1 protein-coding gene is annotated in these 856 nt (G+C 70.9%); it reads right to left on the bottom strand.

The window, feature by feature from the left end; genetic code table 11:
* On the bottom strand, window positions 1–666 hold a 666-nt coding region (locus AC1D15_RS34975; protein ID WP_477829693.1), incomplete at its 3' end, for a DNA topoisomerase IB.
* Between the last annotated feature and the right edge of the window lie 190 nt (window positions 667–856).

An 856-nucleotide genomic window follows, 5' to 3' on the forward strand; every position in this document is an offset into this window, starting at 1 on the left:
GCCGATGCCGTGCAACTCGCCATCGTCGCCCTCGTACTGGAACAAGGCCTGTCCCGGCATCGCCTGGCAGCGCCGCACCACGCGCGCGACCCGCGGGTCTTCGAGCGCCACGCGGTGCTGCACGCCGCTCTTGCCGCGGAACTGCAGCGTGATCTCGCGCCCGTTCACGCGCGCATGCCGGTTGCGCAGCGTCGTCAGGCCGAACGAGCCGTTGCTGCGGGCGTACTCGTCGTTGCCGATGCGCACGAGCGTCGTGTCGAGCAGGCGCACGACGGTCGCGAGCACGGTCTCGCGGCCCGGCCGCGCGCCGCCATCCTTCAGGTCGCGCTGCACCCGCGCCCGGATGCGCGGCAGCGCCTCGCCGAACTCCAGCATGCGGTCGAACTTGTCCTCGTCGCGCACCCGCCGCCACTCGGCGTGGTAGCGGTACTGCTTGCGGCCGCGCGCATCGCGCCCGGTGGCCTGCACATGGCCGAGCGGCGACGGGCAGATCCACACCTGCGTGTACGCGGGCGGGATCGCCAGCCGCCGGATCCGCTCCAGTTCGCTGCGCTCGCGCAACGGCCGCCCGTCCGGGCCGATGTAACTGAAGCCGGTGCCGCGGCGCGCCCGGCGGATGCCGGGCACCGCATCACTGACGTACTGGAGGCGCTGGCTGGCGGGCACAGTCCCTCTGCAAATTCGACCGGGTGAAGTTTTCTGACGCCGGTAAGAACATCGGCAGGATTTACGTTCCGCTCTTCGCGCGTTCGCGGTCGCGCAGCATCTTGATCTGGTCATGGTTGCGCTGCACACCGAGCTGCATGCGCGCCACCACCGACTTCACCGGCTCCGGCAGGTCGTCGTCGCGCAGCGC

Source organism: Rhizobacter sp. P2_H2, assembly GCF_056403375.1.